Here is a 22991-nt window from a genome sequence, read left to right as displayed (position 1 = left end):
TCAGCCGTCGATCAGCCCGAGGCGCACGAAGGCGTTGCGGACTCCGTGGTCGGCGATGCTCGTCGTGACCACGTCGGCGAGTGCCTTGAGCTCGGGCTCGGCGTTGCCCATCGCGACGCTCGTGCCGCACACCTGGAACATCTCGACGTCGTTCCAGCTGTCGCCGATCCCGATCACGTCGTCGGGATCCTCGCCGAGATGCGCGAGCACGAGCTCGATCGCCGTGCCCTTGTTCGTGCCGAGCAGGCAGATCTCGCCGTTCGAGCCGCCCGGAAGGGGGATGCTGCCGGGCACGATGTGGAACTCGTCGCCAATGGCGGCCTCGAGCCGTGCGAGTCCGTCGTCCTCGAGGCTCACGAAGACGGCCTTCGCGACGGCGCCCGTCGGTGCGAGCGCGGCATCGCGGTAGGTGCGGGTGGCCAGCCCCGCGAGCGAGTCCTCGGGCCGGGTGATCCCGCGGGCGTCATCGTCGGCCTGGAGACCGCGGACGTACTCCCGCACGAGCGCCGTCATACCGGGGCTCGCGAAGATCTCGTCATCTGTCTGCAGGAAGTAGTGGATGCCGAGGCCGTGCATCGCGCCGACGAGGCGGTCGACGGATTCCGGACTCAAAAGCCGCGACACGACCACCTCGTCACCGACGACAGCCGTCGCACCGCCGTTCGTGATGGCGCCGTCGAAGCCGATCGCGAGCACGGCGGGGTCGATGTCGCCCTGCGCCCGGCCCGTGCACAGCATCACCCGGTGTCCCGCCGTGCGGGCCGCTTGGATGGCGTCGACGGTCGACGCGGCGACGCTCGCCCCGTGTTCGAGGATGGTCCCGTCGACGTCGATGAACACGATGCGCGAGGGGGATGCCATGCATCCATTCTCCCGGTCGACGGTGTCAGTGCTTGGCGCCGCCCGTGAACAGGAGGATGCCGCCCAGACCGATCATGAGGCCGCCACCCGTCGCGGTGAGCGCCTCGATGCGCCGGGGGGACTTGCCGAACCACGAGCGTGCGCCGGCGGCGGCGAGCGCCCAGATGCTGTCGCAGATCAGGGCGAGCACGAAGAACACGAGCCCGAGCTCGATCATCTGCAGCGGCACGGCGCCCGCCGAGAGGTCGACGAACTGCGGCAGCACGGCGACGAAGAAGGCGATCGTCTTGGGGTTGGTGATCCCCACGACGAATCCCTCGGCCAGCTGTCGCCAATGCGACCGCGGAAGCTCACCCTCGGTGGCGACGCGCGCCGCCTCCTTGCGGTGGCGGATGGCCTGGACGCCCAGGAACGCGAGGTAGAGCGCGCCGGCGATCTTGACGATCGTGAACAGCACGATCGACTGCGCGACGACGCCGCCGACTCCCAGGGCGACGAGCCCGATGATGGGCAGCAGGCCGAGTGCGTTGCCGAGCACACTGAGCAGGCCGCCCGTGCGCCCGAGGGCGAGCGCGCGGCCGATCGTGAACAGCACGGACGGGCCCGGGATCACGATCAGCACGATCGCCGCCAGGGTGAAGGCGAGGAGGTTCTCGAGGGGTGCCACGACGAGAACGTTAGTCGCTCAGCCGACGCGTCCGAGCAGCACCCTGAGGCGATCGTCGTCCGTCCACCACAGCCCGAGGCTCTGGTCCGCCCGCATCTCGTCGGGTCGCTCCGCCGGGTCGAGGTCGGCGAAATCGATCGTGAGCATCAGTGCCCCCTGTTCCCAGGCGGCACGCGCGACGCACTTCGAACGCGTCGCGGAGCCCTCCACGAGCACGATGCACAGCTGCTCCGCGTCGTTCGAGCCTTCCGTGTCAGCGGGAACGGCATCCACGGTCCCCGCGATCCAGAGCTCGTGACCGTAGTACTCGCCGAGCGATGACGCCCAGAGCGGCTTGTCGATCGGCACATCCGGGGGCGGCTGCGGGTACGGGTCGGCGTAGGAGCCGAAAGCGCCGTCGAGTCGGAGCGTGTACAGCACCGTCGACTGCGGATCCGTGGCCAGGGCGAGGGCATCCGCGCCGACGGCGTCGAGCGGCGGCTCGCTCGAGACCGGGGCGGCGGTGCCCGAGGTCACGGACATCGCCTGCCACGAGAGGCCGCCCAGCACGCAGGCGGCGGCAGCGGTGGTGGCGATGAGCGCCCGGTGCCAGCGGTGGACCGTCGTGGGCGCGACCGCTTCGGACGGACGCGCGAGCTGTGCGGGTGCCACCGGGTCGTCCTGCACGTCGGGAGGAGACGGCGCGGGCGCGCGCAGGGCGTCCTCCAGTTCGACCAGCCGCGCGAGCGCGGAGGGATCCGACCCGATATCGGCGTCGGCGGAGTACGCCCGACGACGCAGCGCTGCGAGCTCGGCGCGGGCCGCGGCATCCATCGTCCCCTCCGACCCCGTCGTCACGTCACTACGGTAGCCCCGGCAGGGCGTGTCAGGGCGAGAGGATGTGCGCTGCGGCGACGAGCACGATCCCCACGCCCGCCCGCACCGTCGCCACCCCGCGCCAGGGTTCGCGCAGGTGCGTCCCCTACCCTGAGAGCATGACGATCGAACCCGAGCAGACGCGCGTGCGCCAGGTGCGCCCGAAGACCGAGGGATGGTCGCAGAAGAAGGATGAGGCGGGTCGCCCCCTCCTGCAGTTCGCTTCGCCCAAGCGCGGCAAGCCTCCTGTGCACATGGCCGATCTCACGCCCGAGCAGCGCGTCGAGAAGGTCAAGGAGCTCGGCCTGCCCGGCTTCCGGGCGAAGCAGATCGAGAAGCACTACTTCACGCACTGGACGCATGATCCGGCCGAGATGACCGATCTGCCGGCCGAGGGGCGCGAGGAGTTCGTGCACGGGATGCTGCCGCCCCTGCTCACGGAGGTGCGCCGCCTCGAGACCGACCGCGGCGACACGATCAAGTTCCTGTGGAAGCTGCACGACGGCGCGCTCGTCGAGTCGGTGCTCATGCGCTACCCCGGTCGCATCACGCTGTGCGTCTCGTCCCAGGCCGGCTGCGGCATGAACTGCCCCTTCTGCGCGACCGGCCAGGCCGGGCTCACCCGCAACATGTCGGCGGCCGAGATCGTCGAGCAGGTCGTCCGCGCGAACCGCCTCATCGCCGACGGGGGCCTGGGCGGCAAGAAGAAGGACGACCACTCCGCCGAGCGCGTCTCCAACATCGTCTTCATGGGCATGGGCGAGCCGCTGGCCAACTACGCGCGGGTCATGCAGGCGGTCCGCGTCATGACCGACAAGACGCACGGTCTCGGCATGAGCGCGCGAGGGGTCACGATCTCGACGGTGGGTCTCGCGCCCGCGATCACGAAGCTCTCGAACGAGGACATCCCCGTGACCTTCGCGCTGTCGCTGCACGCGCCCGACGACGAGCTTCGCGACGAGCTCATCCCGGTCAACTCGCGCTGGAAGGTCGACGAGGTGCTCGACGCCGCCCGCGCCTACTTCGACAAGACCAAGCGCCGCGTCTCGATCGAGTACGCCCTCATCAAGGACATGAACGACCACGGCTGGCGTGCCGATCTGCTGGGCGACAAGCTCAACGAACGCGGCCGCGGCTGGGTGCACGTCAATCCGATCCCGCTGAACCCGACGCCGGGCTCGATCTGGACGGCATCCGAGGTCTCGGTGCAGAACGAGTTCGTCCGGCGCCTCGAGGCCAAGGGCATTCCGACCACCCTCCGCGACACGCGCGGCAAGGAGATCGACGGCGCGTGCGGTCAGCTCGTCGCGACGGAAGAGGATGCCGCGGTCGCAGCCGTCACTCCGCTCGAGGTCTGACGGATCCGGCATCCCGAACCGCCGGTAGCGTTGAGGGATGGTCAATTATCGGTACCTCGGCGACAGCGGTTTCAAGATCTCGGAGATCACCCTCGGCAACTGGGTGACCCACGGCTCGCAGGTGGGAGACGACGCGGCGATCGCGACGGTCCACGCGGCGCTGGATGCCGGGATCACCACGTTCGACACCGCCGACGTCTACGCGAACACGGCGGCGGAGACCGTTCTCGGCAAGGCCCTCGAAGGGCAGCGGCGCGAGTCGCTCGAGATCTTCACGAAGGTCTACTTCCCGACCGGCCCCGGCGGTCCCAACGACACCGGCCTGAGCCGCAAGCACATCATGGACTCGATCAACGGGTCGCTGAAGCGCCTCGGCACCGACTACGTGGATCTCTACCAGGCGCACCGCTTCGACTACGAGACGCCGCTCGAGGAGACCTTCCAGGCCTTCGCCGACGTCGTCCGTCACGGCAAGGCCCTCTACATCGGCGTCTCGGAGTGGACCGCCGAGCAGCTGCGCGAAGGGCACGCCCTCGCGAAGGACCTCGGCATCCAGCTCATCTCCAACCAGCCGCAGTACTCGATGCTGTGGCGGGTCATCGAGGGCAAGGTGGTGCCGACCTCGCAGGAGCTCGGCATCTCGCAGATCGTGTGGTCGCCGATGGCCCAGGGCGTGCTCAGCGGCAAGTACCTGCCGGGTCAGCCCGTCCCCGAGGGCTCGCGCGCGACGGACGAGAAGAGCGGCGCGAACTTCATCAAGGGCTTCCTGCGCGACGAGGTGCTCGTGGCGGTGCAGAAGCTGAAGCCGATCGCCGACCAGGCGGGCCTCACGATGCCGCAGCTCGCGATCGCGTGGGTCCTGCAGAACCCGAACATCGCCGCGGCGCTCGTCGGGGCATCCCGCCCCGAACAGCTCGCCGACACCGTCAAGGCTTCCGGCGTCACGCTCGACGCCGACACGATGGCGGCGATCGACGCGGCCCTCGGCGACGCGGTGTTCGACGACGCCGAAGACACCTACCGGGTCTCGCCGAAGCACCGCCTGACCTGATGCCCGCGACCAGCGCCGGCATCCTCCTCTACCGGCTCGCGAGCGGCGCCGAAGTGCTCATCGCGCACATGGGCGGCCCGTTCTGGGCGGCGAAGGATGCCGGCGCCTGGTCGATACCGAAGGGCGAATTCGACGAGGGGGACGAAGCGGCACTGGATGCCGCGCGTCGCGAGTTCCGCGAGGAGCTCGGCATCGACCCGCCCGACGGACCGTTCGCCGAGCTCGGCACGTTCGCGTACTCGTCCGGCAAAAGAGTCACGGTCTTCGTCGCCGACGGTTCCGGTCTCTCGCTCGACGACGTCGAGTTCGGCGAGTTCGAGCTCGAGTGGCCGCCGCGGTCGGGTCGCACGCAGTCCTTTCCCGAGGTGGACCGCGTCGAGTGGACGACGATGGATGCCGCGCGCGACCGCCTGGTCAAGGGCCAGCGCCCCGCACTCGAAGCTCTCACGGCGCATCTGGCGCAGGCGGGTGCGTGAGGCTTAGGGCTCCTCGCCGATCGCCACGGGGAGTCCGGGAGTGTTCGACCACTGGCTCCACGAGCCCGGGAAGAGCGCCGGCTCGTACCCGGCCAGCAGGAGCGCGACGGCCTCGTGGGCGGCAGTCACCCCCGAACCGCAGTAGACGCCGACGGGGGAGCCTGCCTCGGCGCCGAGTCCCGCGAACCGGTCGCGCAGCACGGCGGGCGGGAGGAAGCGTCCGGTCGCGTCGATGTTCTCGGTGGTCGGAGCCGAGAGCGCGCCCGGGATGTGCCCGGCGATCGGGTCGATCGGCTCGGTCTCGCCGCGGTAGCGCTCGCCCGCGCGGGCATCGAGCAGGACGGACGACGCGGCGTGATCGAGCACGTCATCGATCTCGAGCGTGCGCAGGGTGCCGAAGCGGACGTCGGCCGCCCCGCGCTCGACGGAAGCGGCCTCGCCGGTCTCGAGCGGGAGTCCCGCATCCACCCACGCGCGCAGCGACCCGTCGAGCAGTCGGACGTCGCGGATGCCCGCGTGACGCAGCAGCCACCATGCGCGGGCGCTCGCGAGATTGCCCGCGTCGTCGTAGACCACGACGGTGTCGTCGCCGTCGATGCCCCACGCGCGCACGGTCTCGCGGAAGTCCGCCTCGGACGGAAGGGGATGACGGCCGTCGTGCGGCTCTCCGTGCGCGGCGAGCTCCGTCGCGAGATCGACGAAGAGCGCGCCCGGGATGTGTCCGGCGATGAACGCGGGCCGGCCGTCGGGGCTGTCGAGGCGCCAGCGGACGTCGAGGATCCGCACGGACCCGCCATCGACGTACCGACCGCGGTCGACCGCCGCCTTCAGCTCATCGGCAGTCGTGAGGATCGCACTCATCATCGTCCGTTCTTCGGGCGGGTCGACACGTCGATGCGGTCGTGCGAGCCCAGCGACGACCACGCGCTGGCGGTGCCCTTCGCGGCGTGCTCGGACGCCCGCACGGCGCGCTCGTCCGCCCAGGCGTTGAGCACGTGGCCGGAGTGTCCGCGCACGTGCTCGAGCACGACATCCGGCATCCCGGCGGCTCGGCGTGCTTCGCGCGCGGCGATGAGCTGCTCGAGGATGTCCACGTTCTTCGCGGGCGCGCCGGTCGAGGTCTTCCAGCCGCGACGACGATGGCCGTCCATCCACTTCTCATACGTGTCGATCGCGTACTTCGAATCCGCTTGCACGACGAGCTCGCGCACGTCGGTGTGATCCGCGATCGCCTTGAGCAGACCCATGAGCTCGCCGATGTTGTTCGTGCCGACGGGGATCGCTCCTGCGGCCCATTCGCCGTCTTCGCCGACCCATGCCCAGCCGGTCGGGCCCGGGTTGCCCTTGCACGCACCATCGGTGGCCACGACATAACGATCAGTCACTCGGGAAAGGCTACCCGTCCCGCGAGGCCCGCCACTCCGCGGCGATCTGCGGCATGCGCTCGGCGAGGTAGCGCAGGAAGTCGGCGACCTCGCGCGCACGCGCGGCGGATGCCGGAGCATCCGTGTTCTCGTCGGCGATGTGCTCCATCGACGACGCGAGCTGCGCGTACATCGGCGCCGCCGACGTCACCATTCCCGACCATGCGTCGTGGGTGAGGTCGTAGCGGTCGCGGCGGTCCCCCGGCCGCGAGATCCGGTGGATCATGCGCATCGCCACGAGGCTGCGCACCGCCCCCGAGACGGCGGCCGCCGACACCCCGAGACGGTCGGCCAGATCGGCGGCGGTGTAGCCCTCGTCCGGCGAGCCGACGAGAGCCATCATGACCCGTGCGGGCATGCGCGCCATGCCAGCTGCCGTCAGCATCGCCGCGGCCTGTTCGGCGGCGTCGACGCCCGGGTGCCCGGTCATGCGTCCGCCGCCAGCTCGCGTCGACGCATGAGGGCGAGGGATGCCGCGGCCCCCACGACCGCGACGCCGACGAGCCACCAGAGGCCGCGCAGGTCGACCGCGTCGCCGTCGACCTGCGGCGTCACGGCGACGGGCGACAGATGCGTGAGCCAGTCGGGGAACCCGAACAGCGGGCCGAACAGACCGAGCATCGTGCCGACGAGGACGAGAGACCAGCCCAGCGCGATGGTGAGGCGCGGCGCCATCACGAATACGAGGGCCGTGAGCACGAGGAAGACGGATGCGGCGGCGATCTGACCCGCACCCACGACCCACACATCCGTCATGAGCGACCAGTCGCCGTCCTGACCGGCGATGCCGCCCGCCGCGCCCGCGATGCCCGCGGCGCACACCAGCGCGATCCCGACGAGAGCGATCCCGACGTAGTCGCCGAGCCATCGCACGCGATCCACCGGAGTGGCGAGAACGGCTTCGGCCGTGCCGCGCGCTTCCTCCTGACGTGCGCGGGCGACGGTCTGCACGGCGCAGCACGCGGCGATCACGCCGAGCATCGTGAAGAAGGTGGTCACGGTCGCCTGCTGAATGCTCCCGCCGCCCGCGATCTTGTCGAGGATCTCCTCGACGGACGGATTCGCGGCGCCGACGTCGGCGACGATCGACGCGAGCGATGTCGACAGCAGGCCGGTCAGGAGCCCGCCCAGCACCCAGCCCAGCACGGAGCCGCGCGTGAGCCGCCACACGAGGGCCGTCGGGCCGGCGAGGCTCGAGGGGGCCGCCGCGCGTCCGCGTCGCTCCGCGACGAAGCTCTCGCCGAGGTCGCGCCGCGCGGCGAGGCCGATGGCGATTCCGCCGACGACGGCTCCGGCCCCGAGGCACAGTGCGACGGGCCACCATGTGTTCTCGGCGAACGCGCGTGTGTTCTCGCCCCATCCGAAGGGCGACAGCCACGCGAGCCATGAGCTCTGCATCGACGTGAGGTCGTCGCTCGGCGTGCCGATCGCGTTGCCGATGCCGGCGGCGAGGAAGGTCGCGAGGAGCACCCACACCGACAGGGCGTTCGCCCCGCGCGCGGTGCGCATGATCTGCGCCGCGAGAAGCCCCACGCCGAGGAAGGTGACGCCGATCGCTCCCGTCGCGGCACCGACGAGCAGCGAGCCGCCGGCCTCCTGTCCGACGGCGAGGAAGGCGGCCGCGGTCAGCAGTGCGAGCAGGACGTTGGCGAGGATGCCGTGGATGGTCGTCGCGACGATCGGGAGCGTGCGCCCTGCGGGCGTCGCGGCGACGAGCTCCGCCCGACCGGCTTCCTCGTCGCCGCGGGTGTGGCGCACGGCGAGGAACGTGCTCATGAAAGCGGCGAGGATCGCGAGCCAGGGGAAGATGAGGAACACCATGAACGCCGCTTCGTCGGTGCCCGACGGCAGTCCACGGAAGAGCAGGATGACGGGGTTCGCGAGCGCCGCGGCGAGGAGCGACGTGCGGTCCTGCTCCGAGCCGTAGGACTGCGCCACTCCGACGTACGAGAGGGAGGCGAGGAGCGCGGTCCCGACCACCCACAGCGACACCTGCAGCCGATCGCGACGGATGCGCTGACCGAGCAGCGCGCGGAGGCGGCTCATTTCGCTTCCGCAGCGGCGAGGTCGTCTCCGTAGTGGCGCAGGAAGAGCTCCTCGAGCGACGGCGGCTCGATGCGCAGGCCTTCGACGTGCTGCTGCGCGAGCGCAGGCAGCACGTCGGAGACGGCGTCGCTGTCGACCGTGAAACGCACCCGGCCCTCCGCGGCGACGGCATCGTGCGCACCCGGGATGCCCGCCGCGGTCGCGGCGTCCGTCCCCGCGAACGAGACCTCGGTGCGCGTCAGATGCCGCAGCTCCGCGAGGGTGCCCGACTCGACGATCCGGCCCGACCGGATGATCGAGACCCGATCGCAGAGCAGCTCGACCTCCGACAGGATGTGGCTGGACAGCAGCACGGTGGCTCCGGCATCCCGCACCCGCGCGATCTCGCGACGGAAGACCACCTCCATGAGCGGGTCGAGCCCGCTCGTCGGCTCGTCCAGGATGTAGAGCTCGGCGGGCACCGCGAACGCCGCGATGAGCGCGACCTTCTGGCGATTGCCCTTCGAGTACGCGCGGCCCTTCTTGCGCGGATCGAACTGGAACTCGGCGCACAGTCGCTCGCGTTCGGCGCGATAGGAGGCGTCATGTCGGGATGCCCCGCGCAGCCGCGCCAGCAGGTCGATCGCCTCGCCGCCGGAGAGGTTCGGCCAGACGCTCACGTCACCGGGCACGGAGGCGAGCCGTCGGTGGATCGCGACCGACTCGCGCCAGGGATCCAGACCGAAGACGGATGCCTCGCCCCCCGTCGCCCGCGCCAGACCGAGGAGGATGCGGATCGTCGTGGACTTGCCCGCACCGTTGGGGCCGAGGAAACCGTGCACCTGCCCCTGCGCGACCTCGAGGTCGAGGCCGTCGAGCGCGTGGACGCGCCCGTAGTGCTTGGACAGTCCGCTCGTGCGGATGACGTCGGTCATGCTGGGGATGCTACGCCGATTTCATGAATTCGTGAATACTCCCTGACGAAGTCCTTACGCTCCACGTTGTGTATACGTAGAGCGCGGTAGCGTCGCACCGAGTCGCCTCGCGACCCGTTTGTGTATACACTGGGGACGACTCTCGAGGACGGAGGTGCAGGATGCGGGCCAGTGATCGCGCCTACCGCACCCTCCTCGACGAGATCCAGTCCGGCACTCTCGCCCCCGGATCCGTGCTCGGCGAGGTCGAGCAGGCCGCGCGTCTCGGTGTCAGCCGCACACCCCTGCGCGAAGCGCTCGGCCGCCTCGGCGCCGACGGACTCGTCGTACAGCTGTCCCCGCGCGTGACCGTCGTGAGCGGCATCGACGCAGACGACATCCGCGAGCTCTTCGAGGTGCGCCGCGCACTCGAAGAGACGGCGGCGCGCCTCGCCGCGAAGCGGACGGATCCCTCGACGTTCGCGATCCTCGCCGACGAGTTCGCCCACGTGAGCCTGCGCGGCGGCGACGCGCTCGACGACTATTACGCGCTCATCGCCCGATTCGACGCGGCGCTCGATGCGGCCGTGGCGAACGAGTACCTCACCGCCGCGCTGCGCACCGTCCGCACCCACCTCGTGCGGGTGCGCCGGCTCGCGCGCGACAATCCGGGCAGACTCGTGGCATCCGTCGACGAGCACCGCCTCATCGCGTCGGCGATCGCCGCGGGAGACACCGAGCTCGCCGCCCACGCGACCCACGTGCACCTGCACAACGCGCTCGTCAGCATCCTCGAGTCGCTCGACGCCGCGACCTCCGAACTCTCCACGACGATCGAACAAGGAGCATCATGACCGTCATCCACCACCTCCGCGTCCACCGCAGCGACGAGCACCTCGCGCGCGAAGGACAGCTCGCCTGGCACATCGCCGAGGTCGCCGCCGACGAGGTCGCCGTCGAGCCCGAGGTCGTCGACATGATCATCAATCGCGTGATGGACAACGCGTCCGTGGCCGCGGCATCCCTCACCCGCGCCCCCGTGAGCGCGGCGCGTCAGCAGGCCCTCGACCACGCCGTCTCGGTGTCGGGCGGCGGGTCGACGATCTTCGGCTGCGCGCTCGAGCGCCGCACGTCGCCCGAATGGGCGGCCTGGGCGAACGGCGTCGCGGTGCGCGAACTCGACTACCACGACACGTTCCTGGCAGCCGACTACTCCCACCCGGGCGACAACATCCCCCCGATCCTCGCGGTCGCCCAGCACGTCGGCTCCGACGGTGCGGCGCTCGTGCGCGGGCTCGCGACGGGATACGAGATCCAGATCGACCTCGTGCGCGCCATCTGCCTGCACAAGCACAAGATCGACCACGTCGCCCACCTCGGCCCGTCGGCGGCCGCCGGAATCGGCACCCTGCTCGGACTCGACGTCGAGACGATCTACCAGGCCGTGGGCCAGGCCCTGCACACGACGACCGCGACGCGCCAGTCGCGCAAGGGCGAGATCTCGACGTGGAAGGCCCACGCCCCCGCCTTCGCGGGCAAGCTCGCGGTCGAGGCCGTCGACCGGGCGATGCGCGGCGAGACGTCCCCCTCGCCCATCTACGAAGGCGAGGACGGCGTCGTGGCGTGGATGCTGGACGGCCCCGACGCCTCCTACGATGTGCCGCTCCCCGCTGCCGGCGAAGCCAAGCGCGGCATCCTCGACTCGTACACGAAGGAGCACTCCGCCGAGTACCAGGCGCAGGCGTGGATCGACCTCGCGCGCAAACTCCACAACGAGGCAACCTTCGACCCGGCGGACGTCGAGTCGATCGTGCTGCACACGAGCCACCACACGCACTACGTCATCGGCTCGGGGGCCAACGACCCGCAGAAGTACGACCCCACGGCATCCCGCGAGACGCTCGACCACTCGATCCCGTACATCTTCGCGGTCGCGCTGCAGGACGGCGGCTGGCACCACGTCGACTCCTACCTGCCGTCGCGCGCCGCACGTGAGGACACCGTCGCGCTCTGGAACAAGATCACGACGGCCGAGGATGCCGAGTGGACACGTCGGTACCACTCCGACGATCCGAACGAGAAGGCCTTCGGCGGCCGCGTCGAGATCCGTCTGACGGACGGCACGGTGATCGAGGACGAGATCGCCGTCGCCGATGCGCACCCCCTCGGCGCGCGGCCGTTCGCCCGGGAGGACTACATCCGCAAGTTCCGGATCCTCGCCGAGCCCGTCCTCGAGCCCGCGGAGATCGAACGGTTCCTCGACCTCGCGCAGCGTCTTCCCGAACTCACCCCCGCGGAGGTGCAGCAGCTGACGATCGTCGCCAAGCCCGGCGTGCTCGCGGGCGCGCCCGCTCCGAAGGGGCTGTTCTGATGCTGTACTCCACCGTCTCGGCCGCCGAGAAGCGGCGGGCGTTCCGAGATCGGCTCGCGACCGGTGAGCTGCTGCGTTTCCCAGGGGCCTTCAACCCGCTCTCGGCACGGCTGATCGCGCAGAAGGGCTTCGAGGGCGTCTACATCTCGGGTGCCGTCCTGTCGGCCGACCTCGGGCTCCCCGACATCGGCCTGACGACTCTCACCGAGGTCGCCGGCCGGGGGCAGCAGATCGCCCGGATGACGGACCTCCCGGCCATCATCGACGCCGACACGGGGTTCGGCGAGCCGATGAACGTCGCGCGCACGATCCAGACCCTCGAGGACGCGGGCCTCGCAGGCACGCACATCGAGGACCAGATCAACCCGAAGCGCTGCGGTCATCTCGACGGCAAGAGCGTCGTGGACGACGACACCGCGATCAAGCGCATCCGCGCGGCGGTGGATGCGCGGCGCGACCCGAACTTCCTCATCATGGCGCGCACCGACATCGCCGCCGTCGAGGGGCTTTCGGCCGCGATCGACCGGGCGAAGGCGCTGGTGGATGCCGGTGCCGACGCGATCTTCCCCGAGGCGATGCGCTCGCTCGAGGAGTTCGCCGCCGTGCGCGACGCCGTCGACGTGCCGATCCTCGCCAACATGACGGAGTTCGGCAAGTCGGACCTCTTCTCGGCCGACCAGCTGCGCGACGTCGGCGTCAACATCGTGATCTGGCCGGTCTCGCTCCTGCGGATCGCGATGGGCGCGGCATCCCGTGCACTCGATACGCTCACCGAAGAGGGGCACCTGACCTCGAAGCTCGGCGAGATGCAGCACCGCGCCGACCTCTACGACCTCATCGACTACGAGGCGTACAACCACTTCGACACGAACGTGTTCAACTTCCAGATCGCGCGCTAGGAGAGAAATGACTGACATCAAGAAGGGACTCGCGGGAGTCGTCGTCGACTACACCGCCGTCTCGAAGGTCAATCCCGAGACCAACTCGCTGCTCTACCGCGGCTATCCCGTCCAGGAGCTCGCGGCGACGCAGCCGTTCGAGGCCGTCGCGTACCTGCTGTGGAAGGGCGAGCTGCCCACCGACGTCGAGCTCGCTCGCCTGCGGGCCATCGAGCGCGAGTACCGCGCGCTCGCCCCGGACGTCCGCGCCGTGATCGACCACGTGCCGCTGGATGCGCACCCCATGGACGAAGTGCGCACGGCGGTCTCGCTCATCGGCGCGAAGGACCTCGCGGGGTCGGGTTCGGTGCTCGATGCGAGCGGCAACCCCGAGGAGAACCTCGCGCGCAGCATCCGCCTCTTCGCCGCACTCCCCGCGATCGTCGCGTACGGCCAGCGGCGCCGACGCGGGCAGGAGCCCGTCGCCCCGCGCGACGACCTCGACTACGCGGCCAACTTCCTCTGGATGACGTTCGGAGAAGAGGCGGACGACGTCGTGGTGGATGCCTTCAACCGCTCGATGATCCTGTACGCGGAGCACTCGTTCAACGCGTCGACCTTCACGGGTCGAGTGATCGCGTCGACGCTGAGCGACCTCTACTCCGCCGTCGTCGGAGCGATCGGGGCGCTGAAGGGACCGCTGCACGGCGGCGCGAACGAAGCGGTGCTGCACATCTTCGACGAGATCGGCGAAGCGTCGAACGTCGGTCCGTGGCTCGACGAAGCGCTCGCCGAGAAGCGCAAGATCATGGGCTTCGGCCACCGCGTCTACAAGCGCGGCGACTCGCGCGTGCCCACGATGAAGGCGGCTCTGGACACCCTCGTCAACCACTACGACCGGCCCGACGTGCTCGCGCTCTACACCGAGCTCGAGTCGGAGTTCGTCGCGCGGAAGGGCATCTATCCGAACCTCGACTACCCCTCGGGTCCGGCGTACAACCTCATCGGATTCGACACCCTGACGTTCACACCGCTCTTCGTCGCGGCGCGCGTGACGGGGTGGACGGCGCACATCATGGAGCAGCTCGCCTCGAACGCCCTCATCCGGCCTCTGTCCGAGTACAACGGACCGGACGAGCGGCACATCGAGGGGTACGTCCCCGACGCGGCGATCCTCGAGGCGGCCGAGCGTGCGGAGGAGGCCGCCGAGTGACGATCTGGTTCGGCGACGTCACGGGCGTCGACCTGAACGCGATGGCGGGCGCGAGCCTCATCGAGACGCTCGGCATCGAGATCGTCGAGATCCGGGACGACGCGATCGTCGCGCGCATGCCGGTCGACCGTCGCACGACCCAGCCCGCGGGTGTGCTCCACGGCGGCGCCTCCGTCGCGCTCGCCGAGACCCTCGCATCCTGGGCCGGCTATCTCGCCGTCGACCGCTCGGCACTGCACGTCGTCGGCCAGGAGATCAACGCCAACCACATCCGGCCGGTCTCGAGCGGATGGGTCACGGCGACGGCGACCCCCGCGGCGATCGGCCGTCGCGCGCATGTGTGGGAGGTCCGCATCGTCGACGAGTCGGGCAGGCTCGTGTGCATCTCGCGGTGCACGCTCGCCGTCATCGAACAGCGCTCGAGCTACAGCGCGCCCGAGGGAAGAGGAGCACACGCATGAACTCGAAAGAGAAGGTCGTCATCGTCGCGGGGGCACGTACGCCCGTCGGCAGCTTCGCGGGCTCGCTCAAGGACGTGCCTGCGCACGAGCTCGGAGCGGCGGCCGCCGTCGAGGCCCTTCGACGCGCGGGAGTAGGCGCCGACGAGGTCGGCGAGGTGGTGATGGGATGCATCGCCCAGAACGGTCCCGACGCGTACAACGCGCGTCGCGTCGCGCTGGCGGCGGGCATGCCCACGCGCACGCCGGCCTTCACGGTCAACCGCCTGTGCGGGTCCGGGCTGCAGGCGATCTGGTCCGGCGCGCAGGAGCTCCTGTGGGGCGGCGTGGACGTCGTCGTGGCAGGTGGTGACGAGAGCATGTCGCGCACGCCCTTCCTCGACTTCAACGCCCGAGGCAACGCGCGCCTGGGCGACCGCAAGATGCTCGACGGCACTCTTGCGATCCTCACCGACCCGTTCAGCGAGAGGCACATGGGCGTCACGGCCGAGAACGTCGCGGAGCGCTACGGCGTCTCCCGGGTCGATCAGGACGCCTTCGCCGCCGAATCGCAACGGCGCGCGTCGACGGAAGCGGCTCGTGCGGCCTTCGCCGAGGAGATCGTGACCGTGTCGACCGGCGGCCGACGGCCGGTGGATGTCTCGGTCGACGAGCACCCGCGGCCCGAGACCACGGTCGAGGTGCTCGCCGGCCTGCGGCCGGCGTTCCGCGAGGGTGGCAGCGTCACCGCCGGCAACTCCTCGGGGATCAACGACGGTGCGGCGGCCACCGTCCTGCTGCGCGAGTCCGACGTGCGGGCGCGCGGCCTCGCGGGCCTCGCGACGATCGAGGCCGTCGCGACAGCCGGCGTCGACCCCGACATCATGGGATACGCCCCGGTGCTCGCCCTGTCACGCCTGTGGGAGCAGACCGGCCTGACCCCCGCAGACGTGGACGTCATCGAGCTCAACGAGGCGTTCGCTGCACAGGCGCTCGCCGTCATCCGCGACGGCGGCCTCGATCCGGAGCGCGTGAATCCGTACGGCGGAGCGATCGCTCTGGGCCACCCCGTCGGCGCGACCGGCGCGATCCTCACGGTGCGTGCGGCGCTCGACCTGCAGCGCCGCGACCTCGAGTACGCCGTCGTCACGATGTGCATCGGCGGCGGACAGGCGCTCGCCGCCCTGCTCAAGCGCTGGGACGCATGACGGTCTCTCCGTGGGATGACGCCGGAGACGGCGCGCTGCTCACGGCTTTCCGCGCGCTCGCGAACGGCGAGCGGCTCACGGTCATCCGGATGCTGCGAGATGCCTCGCCGCTCGGCATGAACATCTCTCAGATCGCGGCTGCGGCCGAACTCTCCCGGTTCACGGCATCGCGCCACCTCAAGACGCTGTGCGCCGCGGGGCTGGTCGCCGTCGACCGCCGGAAGCACTCGCTCGTGCACCGGCTCGAGCCGAGCGGTTTCGAGGTGGTGGAGGACTGGGTGTACGCGACCACGCCCGATCCGGAGCTTCGGGCGTCTGGTTGAGCGCGATCTAGAACCGCGCCGAGAAGCCGCCGTCGGTGTGCAGCAGCTGACCCGAGACCCATCTCCCCTCGTCCGAGACGAGGAACGAGACGACCGCAGCGATGTCGCGCGGCTCGCCGAGGCGTCCGAGCGGCTGCGTGCGCGACAGCGCGTCGCGGGTCGCGTCATCCATCCATCCCGTGTCGATCGGCCCGGGGTTCACGGCGTTGGCCGAGATGCCGAGCGGACCAAGCTCGCGCGCGGCCGAGATGACGATGCGGTCGAGGGCGCCTTTCGACGCTCCGTACGGCAGGTTGCCGGTGGTGTGGTCGCTCGTGAGCGCGACGATCGCCCCGCCCGATTCGGGCACCTGGCGGGCGAAGGCCGCGATGAGGAGCAGTGTGGCGCGCGCATTGACGGCGACGTGGTGGTCGAAGCTCTCCGCGGTGGTGTCGAGGATGCCCGATTCGACGTCGTGCGCGTGACTCAGCACGAGGGCTGAGATCGGGCCGTGGTCGCGAACGACGTCGTCGATCAGCCGACCGGGGCCGTCCGTCGTCGAGAGATCCGCCGGGTAGTCCGCGTCGGCGAGGTCGGAGGTCGCGACGGTCCATCCGTCCGCGCGCAGCCGAGGGACGATGGATGCCGCGATGCTGTTCGCGCGGGCGGCGCCGGTGACGAGGGCGAGGGGCACGGTTCGACGCTACTCGCAATCCCTGACGTGCAAACGCTTGCGTGCCAACCGGCACGAGAACGCGGGGATGCAGGAAATGAGAGCCTTCTCATCATGTAAGCGCTTGCATTCATAGCTTCCTCCCAGGTAGTTTCGGGCAGACGAAGCACCATGGGCACGTCTGCGTGCCATTCCCCCGGGAGCAAACGTGTCGAAGACGACCGCCGTACATGTCCGCCGATCGATCGCCGCCGCAGCAACGGCCGCGCTGATCCTGACCGGAGGTCTCGCAGCGATCGCCCCCGCCGCGAGCGCGGCCGAGCGCACCTTCGCCCTCGTGGGCGACCTGCAGTCCGAGCTCGGCTGCGCCGCCGACTGGCAGCCCGAGTGCGCCGCCACCGAACTGCAGCCGACGGACGTCGACGACGTCTACGCCGCCGAGTTCGAGGTGCCCGCCGGTGCGTACTCCTACAAGGTGGCCGCGAACGACGGCTGGGACGAGTCGTACGGCCTCGACGGGGGCGGGGACAACATCCCGCTGACCATCGCCGGAGCATCCACCCTGCGCTTCCTCTTCGACGACACGAGCCATCGCGTCGGGGTCGAGGTCGTGAGCCTCGCGGGCGACTACACGGCAGCCGATGACGCCCTCGTGAGCGCGCCCGTGCGCCAGGCGGGATCGGACGAGCAGTTCTACTTCGTCATGACCGACCGGTTCGCGAACGGCGACCCGTCCAACGACGAAGGCGGCCTCACCGGCGACCGCCTCGCGACGGGATTCGATCCGACCGACAAGGGCTTCTACCAGGGCGGCGACCTCGCGGGGCTGCGCTCGAAGCTCGACTACATCGAAGGGCTCGGCACCAGCGCGATCTGGCTCACGCCGAGCTTCAAGAACCGGCCTGTTCAGGGCACCGGAGCCGACGCGAGCGCGGGCTACCACGGTTACTGGATCACCGACTTCACGCAGATCGATCCGCACCTCGGCACGAACGCGGAGCTCGAGGAGCTCATCGCCGACGCACACGACCGCGGCATCAAGGTGTACTTCGACATCATCACGAACCACACGGCCGACGTGATCTCGTACGAGGAGAACCAGTTCTCCTACATCGACCAGGCGACGAGCCCGTATCGCGACGCGAGCGGCACCGCGTTCGACCCGGGCCAGTACGCCGGCACGGGCACGTTCCCCGCGCTCGACCCCGCGACGTCGTTCCCCTACACGCCGGTCATCGCGCCGGCGGATGCCGACGTCAAGGTCCCTGCGTGGCTCAACGACCCGACGCTGTACCACAACCGCGGCGACTCGACGTGGGCGGGCGAATCCGTCACGTACGGAGACTTCGTCGGTCTCGACGACCTCATGACCGAACACCCGACCGTCGTCGACGGGTTCATCGACGTCTACCAGGACTGGATCGACCTCGGCATCGACGGGTTCCGCATCGACACCGCCAAGCACGTGAACTTCGAGTTCTGGGAGGAGTGGTCGTCGCAGGTGCTCGACTACGCCCACGCCAACGGCAAGCCCGACTTCTTCATGTTCGGCGAGGTCTACGACGCCGACCCTGCGAAGCTCTCGCCGTACGTGCGCAACAGCGACATGAACTCGGTGCTCGACTTCACCTTCCAGTCCAACGCGACGGCCTACGCGAAGGGGGGATCGGCCGCTCAGCTCACGGCGCTCTTCGCCGGGGACGACATGTACACGACGCCCGACTCCTCGGCGACGGCGCTGCCGACCTTCCTCGGCAATCACGACATGGGTCGCATCGGCTACTTCGTCGCCGGGGCAGACGCCCTGCAGCGTGACGAGCTCGCGCACGAGCTCATGTACCTGACGCGCGGGCAGCCCGTCGTGTACTACGGCGACGAGCAGGGCTTCGCGGGCGCCGGAGGCGACAAGGACGCACGGCAGAGCCTCTTCGCGACGCAGACCGATGCGTATGCCGATCAGCCCCTGGTGACGGGGGAGCAGCTCGGCAGTCAGGATCGCTTCGACACCGACTCGCCGCTCTACCAGCGCATCGCCGAGCTCGGCGCGCTGCGCGCCGACCACCCCGCCCTCGCGACGGGCGCGCAGATCGAGCGCTATGCCGACGACGGCGCAGGCGTCTACGCGTTCAGTCGCGTCGACCGCGACGACAAGGTCGAGTACCTCGTCGCCACGAACAACACGACGGCCGACAAGACGGTCACGATCCCGACGCTGACGAAGGATGCCTCGTTCTCGCCGCTGTACGGCGGGGGAGCGGCCTTCTCCACGGATGGCGAGGGCGCGGCATCCCTCACCGTCCCCGCGCTCTCGGCACTCGTCTTCACGGCGGACGAGAGCGTGACCGCGCCGTCGGCGGCGGGAGGCATCGAGGTGGAGGTGCCCGTGGCCGGAGCGGGGATCAGCGGAATCGCGCCGGTCGCCGCCGACGTCGACGATTCGACGTGGCAGGAGACGAGCTTCGCCTACCGCGTCGTCGGCGACGACGAGTGGACCCCGCTCGGCACGGCCGAGGACACCTCCCCCCGTGTCTTCCACGACACGGCCGGGCTCGCGGCCGGCACGCTCGTCGAGTACCGCGCGGTGTCGACGGACGCCGCGGGCAACCACGCCGCGGCGTCGACGTACGCCTCGGTCGGCAACCGTGTGACCCTCGGCGAGGAGCCGACCGAACCCGAAGAGCCGGGCGAGCCCGAGCCGCAGGAGCCGACGGTCTACGAGTTCGTGAGCGTTCCGGGCAGCTTCAACAGCGAAGCGGGATGCCCCGGCGACTGGCAGCCCGATTGCGACAACGTGCAGATGACCCAGAAGGACGGCATCTGGACGCTCGCGCTCGCCGACCTCGCTCCGGGCGACTACGCCTTCAAGATCGCGACGGAGAAGTCGTGGACCGAGAACTACGGCGCCGGCGGTGTCGCCAGCGGCCCCGACATCGCGTTCTCGCACAGCGGAGGACCCATCGAGTTCTTCTTCGACCCGCGCACGAAGAACATCCGCACGACGCTGGACGGCCCCGTCATCACGCTCCCCGGCTCGCTGCAGAGCGAGCTCGGCTGCCCCGGCGACTGGCAGCCGGACTGCCTCGCGACGATGATGTTCGACCGCAACGCCGACGGCGTCTTCCAGTTCACGACCGACGACCTGCCGACCGGCTCGTACGAGGTCAAGGTCGCCCACAACCGCTCGTGGGATGAGAACTACGGTGCCGGAGGAGCTCCGGGCGGCGCGAACATCTCGTTCAGCGCGAGCGCCGGCAAGGTCACGACGTTCCGCTACAACCTCAAGACGCACGTGCTGACCGTCGCATCCGCCGACCCGCCGCTCGCCGGCGTCGGCGAACTCCGCGCGCACTGGATCGACGCGGAGACGATCGCCTGGCCCTCCGACCTGGGTGCTCCCGCGGCCGACGCGAGCTGGCAGCTGTACTCCTCCGCCACGGCCGGGATCGCCCAGGCGGACGGCGAGATCACGGGGGGCGACGCCATCGACCTCACCCTCGTCGACGGGGGGCTGACCGACGCGCAGAAGGCGCGCTTCCCCGCACTCGCGGGCTACACGGCGCTGCGCGTGGAGGGGGCGGATGCCGCATCACTCCTCAAGGGACAGCTGATGGTCGCGCAGCGCGGCAAGGGCGATGCCCTCACCGCTTTCACCGGCGTGCAGATCCCGGGCGTGCTCGACGACCTCTACGCCGCCGAGCTCGAGGGCGCAGACCTCGGCGTGGTGTTCAGCGGGAACAAGCCCACGTTCCGACTGTGGGCGCCGACGGCGCAGTCCGCGACGCTGCTGACGTGGGATGCCGGCGCCGGCGGTGACCCGATTCGCCACGAGGCGGCATGGGACGCGGCATCCGGAACCTGGTCCGTCGCCGGCAAGAAGGCGCTCAAGAGCGACGAGTACCTGTGGGAGGTCAGCGTCTACGCGCCGACCACGGGCGCCATCGAGACGAACGACGTGACCGACCCGTACTCGATCGCGCTCACGACGAACTCCACGCGCTCGGTCGCCGTCGACCTCGACGACAAGGCGTGGCAGCCCGCGCAGTGGCGCAAGACGAAGCAGCCGGTCATCGATCGCCCCGTCGACCGGTCGATCTACGAACTGCACATCCGCGACTTCTCGATCGGCGACACCACCGTGCCCGAGGCCGAACGCGGCACGTATCGGGCGTTCACGCGCAACGGTGCGGGCGCGAAGCAGCTGAAGCAGCTCGCGGATGCCGGGATCAACACCGTTCACCTGCTGCCGTCGTTCGACATCGCGACGATCGAGGAGAACCGGTCCGAGCAGGCGGTGCCCGCGTGCGATCTCAGCTCGTTCGGACCCGCGTCGACCGAGCAGCAGGCGTGCGTCGAGGCGGTGGCCGATGCCGATGGCTTCAACTGGGGCTACGACCCTTACCACTTCTCCGTGCCCGAGGGCTCGTACGCCGTCGACCCCGAGGGTGGGGCACGGGTGGGCGAGTTCCGCGAGATGGTCGGAGCGCTGCACAAGATGGGCCTGCAGGTCGTGCTCGACCAGGTGTTCAACCACACGGCGCAGGCGGGGCAGGGGGAGAAGTCGGTGCTCGATCAGATCGTGCCCGGCTACTACCAGCGGCTCAACGCCGCAGGAGCCGTCGAGACCTCGACGTGCTGCCAGAACGTCGCGACCGAGCACGCCGCCGCGCAGAAGCTCATGGTGGACTCCGTCGTGACGTGGGCGCGCGACTACAAGGTCGACGGCTTCCGCTTCGACCTCATGGGGCATCACTCGAAGGAGAACATGCTCGCCATCCGTGCCGCGCTCGACGCCCTCACGATGAACGAGGACGGCGTCGACGGCTCGAGGATCTACCTCTACGGCGAGGGCTGGAACTTCGGCGAGGTCGCCGACAACGCCCTGTTCGAGCAGGCGACGCAGGGCCAGCTCGGCGGAACGGGCATCGGCACGTTCAGCGACCGGCTGCGCGATGCCGTGCACGGCGGCAGCCCGGTCGACTCCGGCTCCACATTCCGTCAGGGCTACGGCACGGGCCTGGGCACCGACCCCAACGGCGACGCGATCAACGGATCGACCGATCAGGCGCTCGCCGACCTCGCGACCCAGACCGATCTCGTGAAGCTCGGACTCGCGGGCAACCTGCGCGCGTTCGAGCTGACCGCCGCCGACGGCACGGTCACTCGCGGCGATGAGCTCCAGTACAACGGCCAGCCCGCAGGATACGCGGATCAGCCGGACGAGATCATCACCTACGTCGACGCGCACGACAACGAGACGCTGTACGACCTCTCGGTGCTCAAGCTGCCGACCGACACGTCGATGGCCGACCGCGTGCGCATGAACACGCTGTCGCTCGCGACCGCGACGCTCGCCCAGACGCCGTCGTTCTGGCATGCGGGCACCGAGCTCCTGCGCTCCAAGTCGCTCGACCGCAACAGCTACAACTCGGGCGACTGGTTCAACCGCATCGACTGGACGGGCCAGGAGTCGACCTTCGGATCGGGCCTGCCGCGCGCGGCCGACAACCAGGAGAAGTGGCCGATCATGGCCCCGCTGCTGGCGAACCCCGCGCTCAAGCCCGGGGCAGCCGACATCGCCGCGGCCGAGGCATCCGCCCTCGACCTGCTGCGGGTGCGCAACGAGGTCGATCTGCTGCGGCTCGGGTCTGCCGAGCTCATCGAGCAGAAGGTCACCTTCCCGGGAAGCGGAACGGATGCCGCACCCGGCGTCATCGCGATGCTCGTCGACGACCTCGTGGGCGAGGACGTCGATCCCGCGCTCGACGGCGCGCTCGTCGTCTTCAACGCCTCGCCCGAGCCGGTGACGCAGACGATCGGCGAGCTCGCCGGTCGCGGCTTCTCGCTGGCGAAGGCGCAGGCGAACGGCGCGGACGCGGTCGTGAAGACGACGACGTGGGATGCCGCATCCGGCACCGTCACCGTCCCCGCCCGCACGGTGGCCGTCCTCGTGGACAACGAGTCGATCTCGACGAGCGTGCTGGCTGCGCCCAGCCGGCTGCTCGCGTCGTTCGGCCAGACCGTCAAGGTGCAGGGCAAGGTGAGCGCGTCGGACGGCTCGGCGGCGACCGGCACCGTGACGGTCACGGACCACGGCAAGGTCATCGCCACGGCGACGCTCACGGCGGCGGCGAAGGGCAAGGTCGACATCACCCTGCCGAAGCTGTCGCGGGGCATCCACCTGATCCGCACGACGTTCACGGGCTCGGGCGACTACGAGGACTCGCGGTTCCCGATCGCCGTCCCGGTGATCGTGTTCTGAGTGTCGACATCGCCCTCGG

Annotated in this window: 20 protein-coding genes; 11 read left to right on the top strand and 9 right to left on the bottom strand. The window is 70.0% G+C overall.

The genetic code is table 11. The features are described 5' to 3' along the window. From ACTIFV_RS00930 to ACTIFV_RS00920, 3 genes are read right to left on the bottom strand one after another with little or no spacing between them, the layout of a single operon-like run. A complete protein-coding gene (locus tag ACTIFV_RS00930) occupies positions 1 to 861 on the bottom strand; it encodes a Cof-type HAD-IIB family hydrolase (RefSeq protein ID WP_439590927.1) in 861 nt (286 codons plus the stop codon). Positions 862 to 886: 25 nt separating this feature from the next. Next, positions 887 to 1528, bottom strand: coding sequence for a LysE family translocator (locus ACTIFV_RS00925; RefSeq protein WP_439590926.1), 642 nt, complete (start codon positions 1526 to 1528; stop codon positions 887 to 889). Between the two features lie 18 nt (positions 1529 to 1546). Next, entirely contained in the window at positions 1547 to 2365 is an 819-nt protein-coding gene (locus ACTIFV_RS00920; RefSeq protein WP_439590925.1) for a hypothetical protein, read from the bottom strand. Positions 2366 to 2502: 137 nt separating this feature from the next. Between ACTIFV_RS00920 and rlmN the strand changes: the two genes are divergently transcribed. The 3 genes from rlmN to ACTIFV_RS00905 are packed head-to-tail and all read left to right on the top strand — an operon-like array spanning position 2503 to position 5268. Beyond that, positions 2503 to 3741, top strand: coding sequence for a 23S rRNA (adenine(2503)-C(2))-methyltransferase RlmN (rlmN, locus tag ACTIFV_RS00915; protein ID WP_439590924.1), 1239 nt, complete (start codon positions 2503 to 2505; stop codon positions 3739 to 3741). A gap of 37 nt (positions 3742 to 3778) precedes the next feature. After that, the gene (locus tag ACTIFV_RS00910) at positions 3779 to 4792 is read left to right on the top strand and encodes an aldo/keto reductase family protein (RefSeq protein ID WP_439590923.1); all 1014 of its coding nucleotides are present in this window, start codon (positions 3779 to 3781) and stop codon (positions 4790 to 4792) included. After that, entirely contained in the window at positions 4792 to 5268 is a 477-nt protein-coding gene (locus tag ACTIFV_RS00905) for an NUDIX domain-containing protein (protein ID WP_439590922.1), read from the top strand. The genes ACTIFV_RS00910 and ACTIFV_RS00905 overlap by 1 nt, the downstream gene beginning before the upstream one ends. A gap of 3 nt (positions 5269 to 5271) precedes the next feature. Here ACTIFV_RS00905 and ACTIFV_RS00900 read toward each other — a convergent pair whose 3' ends face one another. From ACTIFV_RS00900 to ACTIFV_RS00880, 5 genes are read right to left on the bottom strand one after another with little or no spacing between them, the layout of a single operon-like run. Next, positions 5272 to 6132 (bottom strand): sulfurtransferase, encoded by an 861-nt coding sequence (locus tag ACTIFV_RS00900; protein ID WP_439590921.1) that lies wholly within the window; start codon positions 6130 to 6132, stop codon positions 5272 to 5274. Further along, complete coding sequence (locus ACTIFV_RS00895; RefSeq protein WP_439590920.1) at positions 6129 to 6653, bottom strand: ribonuclease H family protein; 525 nt, start codon at positions 6651 to 6653, stop codon at positions 6129 to 6131. The genes ACTIFV_RS00900 and ACTIFV_RS00895 overlap by 4 nt, the downstream gene beginning before the upstream one ends. Positions 6654 to 6663: 10 nt before the next feature. Further along, on the bottom strand, positions 6664 to 7122 hold the full coding sequence (locus tag ACTIFV_RS00890; RefSeq protein WP_439590919.1) for a GbsR/MarR family transcriptional regulator: 459 nt from the start codon (positions 7120 to 7122) through the stop codon (positions 6664 to 6666). After that, a complete protein-coding gene (locus ACTIFV_RS00885) occupies positions 7119 to 8738 on the bottom strand; it encodes an ABC transporter permease (RefSeq protein ID WP_439590918.1) in 1620 nt (539 codons plus the stop codon). Before ACTIFV_RS00885 ends, ACTIFV_RS00890 begins: the two co-directional genes overlap by 4 nt. After that, entirely contained in the window at positions 8735 to 9652 is a 918-nt protein-coding gene (locus tag ACTIFV_RS00880) for an ABC transporter ATP-binding protein (protein ID WP_439590917.1), read from the bottom strand. Before ACTIFV_RS00880 ends, ACTIFV_RS00885 begins: the two co-directional genes overlap by 4 nt. 161 nt (positions 9653 to 9813) lie before the next feature. Here ACTIFV_RS00880 and ACTIFV_RS00875 point away from each other — a divergent pair, with 161 nt between their 5' ends. Genes ACTIFV_RS00875 through ACTIFV_RS00845 form a run of 7 tightly spaced genes read left to right on the top strand, consistent with a single transcriptional unit; the run spans position 9814 to position 16061 of the window. Then, entirely contained in the window at positions 9814 to 10485 is a 672-nt protein-coding gene (locus ACTIFV_RS00875; protein ID WP_439590916.1) for a GntR family transcriptional regulator, read from the top strand. Beyond that, positions 10482 to 12002 (top strand): MmgE/PrpD family protein, encoded by a 1521-nt coding sequence (locus ACTIFV_RS00870; RefSeq protein ID WP_439590915.1) that lies wholly within the window; start codon positions 10482 to 10484, stop codon positions 12000 to 12002. The genes ACTIFV_RS00875 and ACTIFV_RS00870 overlap by 4 nt, the downstream gene beginning before the upstream one ends. Next, complete coding sequence (gene prpB / locus ACTIFV_RS00865) at positions 12002 to 12901, top strand: methylisocitrate lyase (RefSeq protein WP_439590914.1); 900 nt, start codon at positions 12002 to 12004, stop codon at positions 12899 to 12901. The genes ACTIFV_RS00870 and prpB overlap by 1 nt, the downstream gene beginning before the upstream one ends. Positions 12902 to 12908: 7 nt before the next feature. After that, positions 12909 to 14093 carry a bifunctional 2-methylcitrate synthase/citrate synthase gene (locus tag ACTIFV_RS00860; protein ID WP_439590913.1) on the top strand — a complete coding sequence of 395 codons (1185 nt, stop codon included), beginning with the start codon at positions 12909 to 12911 and terminating at the stop codon, positions 14091 to 14093. Further along, positions 14090 to 14554: a hotdog fold thioesterase gene (locus ACTIFV_RS00855; RefSeq protein ID WP_439590912.1), complete on the top strand. Its 465-nt coding sequence runs from the start codon at positions 14090 to 14092 to the stop codon at positions 14552 to 14554. Before ACTIFV_RS00860 ends, ACTIFV_RS00855 begins: the two co-directional genes overlap by 4 nt. Continuing rightward, positions 14551 to 15738, top strand: coding sequence for a thiolase family protein (locus ACTIFV_RS00850; RefSeq protein WP_439590911.1), 1188 nt, complete (start codon positions 14551 to 14553; stop codon positions 15736 to 15738). Before ACTIFV_RS00855 ends, ACTIFV_RS00850 begins: the two co-directional genes overlap by 4 nt. Next, positions 15735 to 16061, top strand: a complete 327-nt coding sequence (locus ACTIFV_RS00845; RefSeq protein ID WP_439590910.1) for an ArsR/SmtB family transcription factor — start codon at positions 15735 to 15737, stop codon at positions 16059 to 16061. Before ACTIFV_RS00850 ends, ACTIFV_RS00845 begins: the two co-directional genes overlap by 4 nt. Positions 16062 to 16068: 7 nt before the next feature. Here ACTIFV_RS00845 and ACTIFV_RS00840 read toward each other — a convergent pair whose 3' ends face one another. Then, positions 16069 to 16734 (bottom strand): SDR family oxidoreductase, encoded by a 666-nt coding sequence (locus ACTIFV_RS00840; protein WP_439590909.1) that lies wholly within the window; start codon positions 16732 to 16734, stop codon positions 16069 to 16071. Positions 16735 to 16921: 187 nt separating this feature from the next. On the opposite strand from ACTIFV_RS00840, the gene pulA reads away from it, so the two are divergent. Further along, on the top strand, positions 16922 to 22972 hold the full coding sequence (gene pulA / locus ACTIFV_RS00835; protein WP_439590908.1) for a pullulanase-type alpha-1,6-glucosidase: 6051 nt from the start codon (positions 16922 to 16924) through the stop codon (positions 22970 to 22972). Positions 22973 to 22991 lie beyond the last annotated feature (19 nt).

The sequence above is a fragment of the Microbacterium sp. genome (assembly GCF_051860965.1).
Classification (GTDB): Bacteria; Actinomycetota; Actinomycetes; order Actinomycetales; family Microbacteriaceae; genus Microbacterium.
Note: the sequence above shows the minus strand (reverse complement) of the source record. Positions and strands in the feature narration are given on the sequence as shown.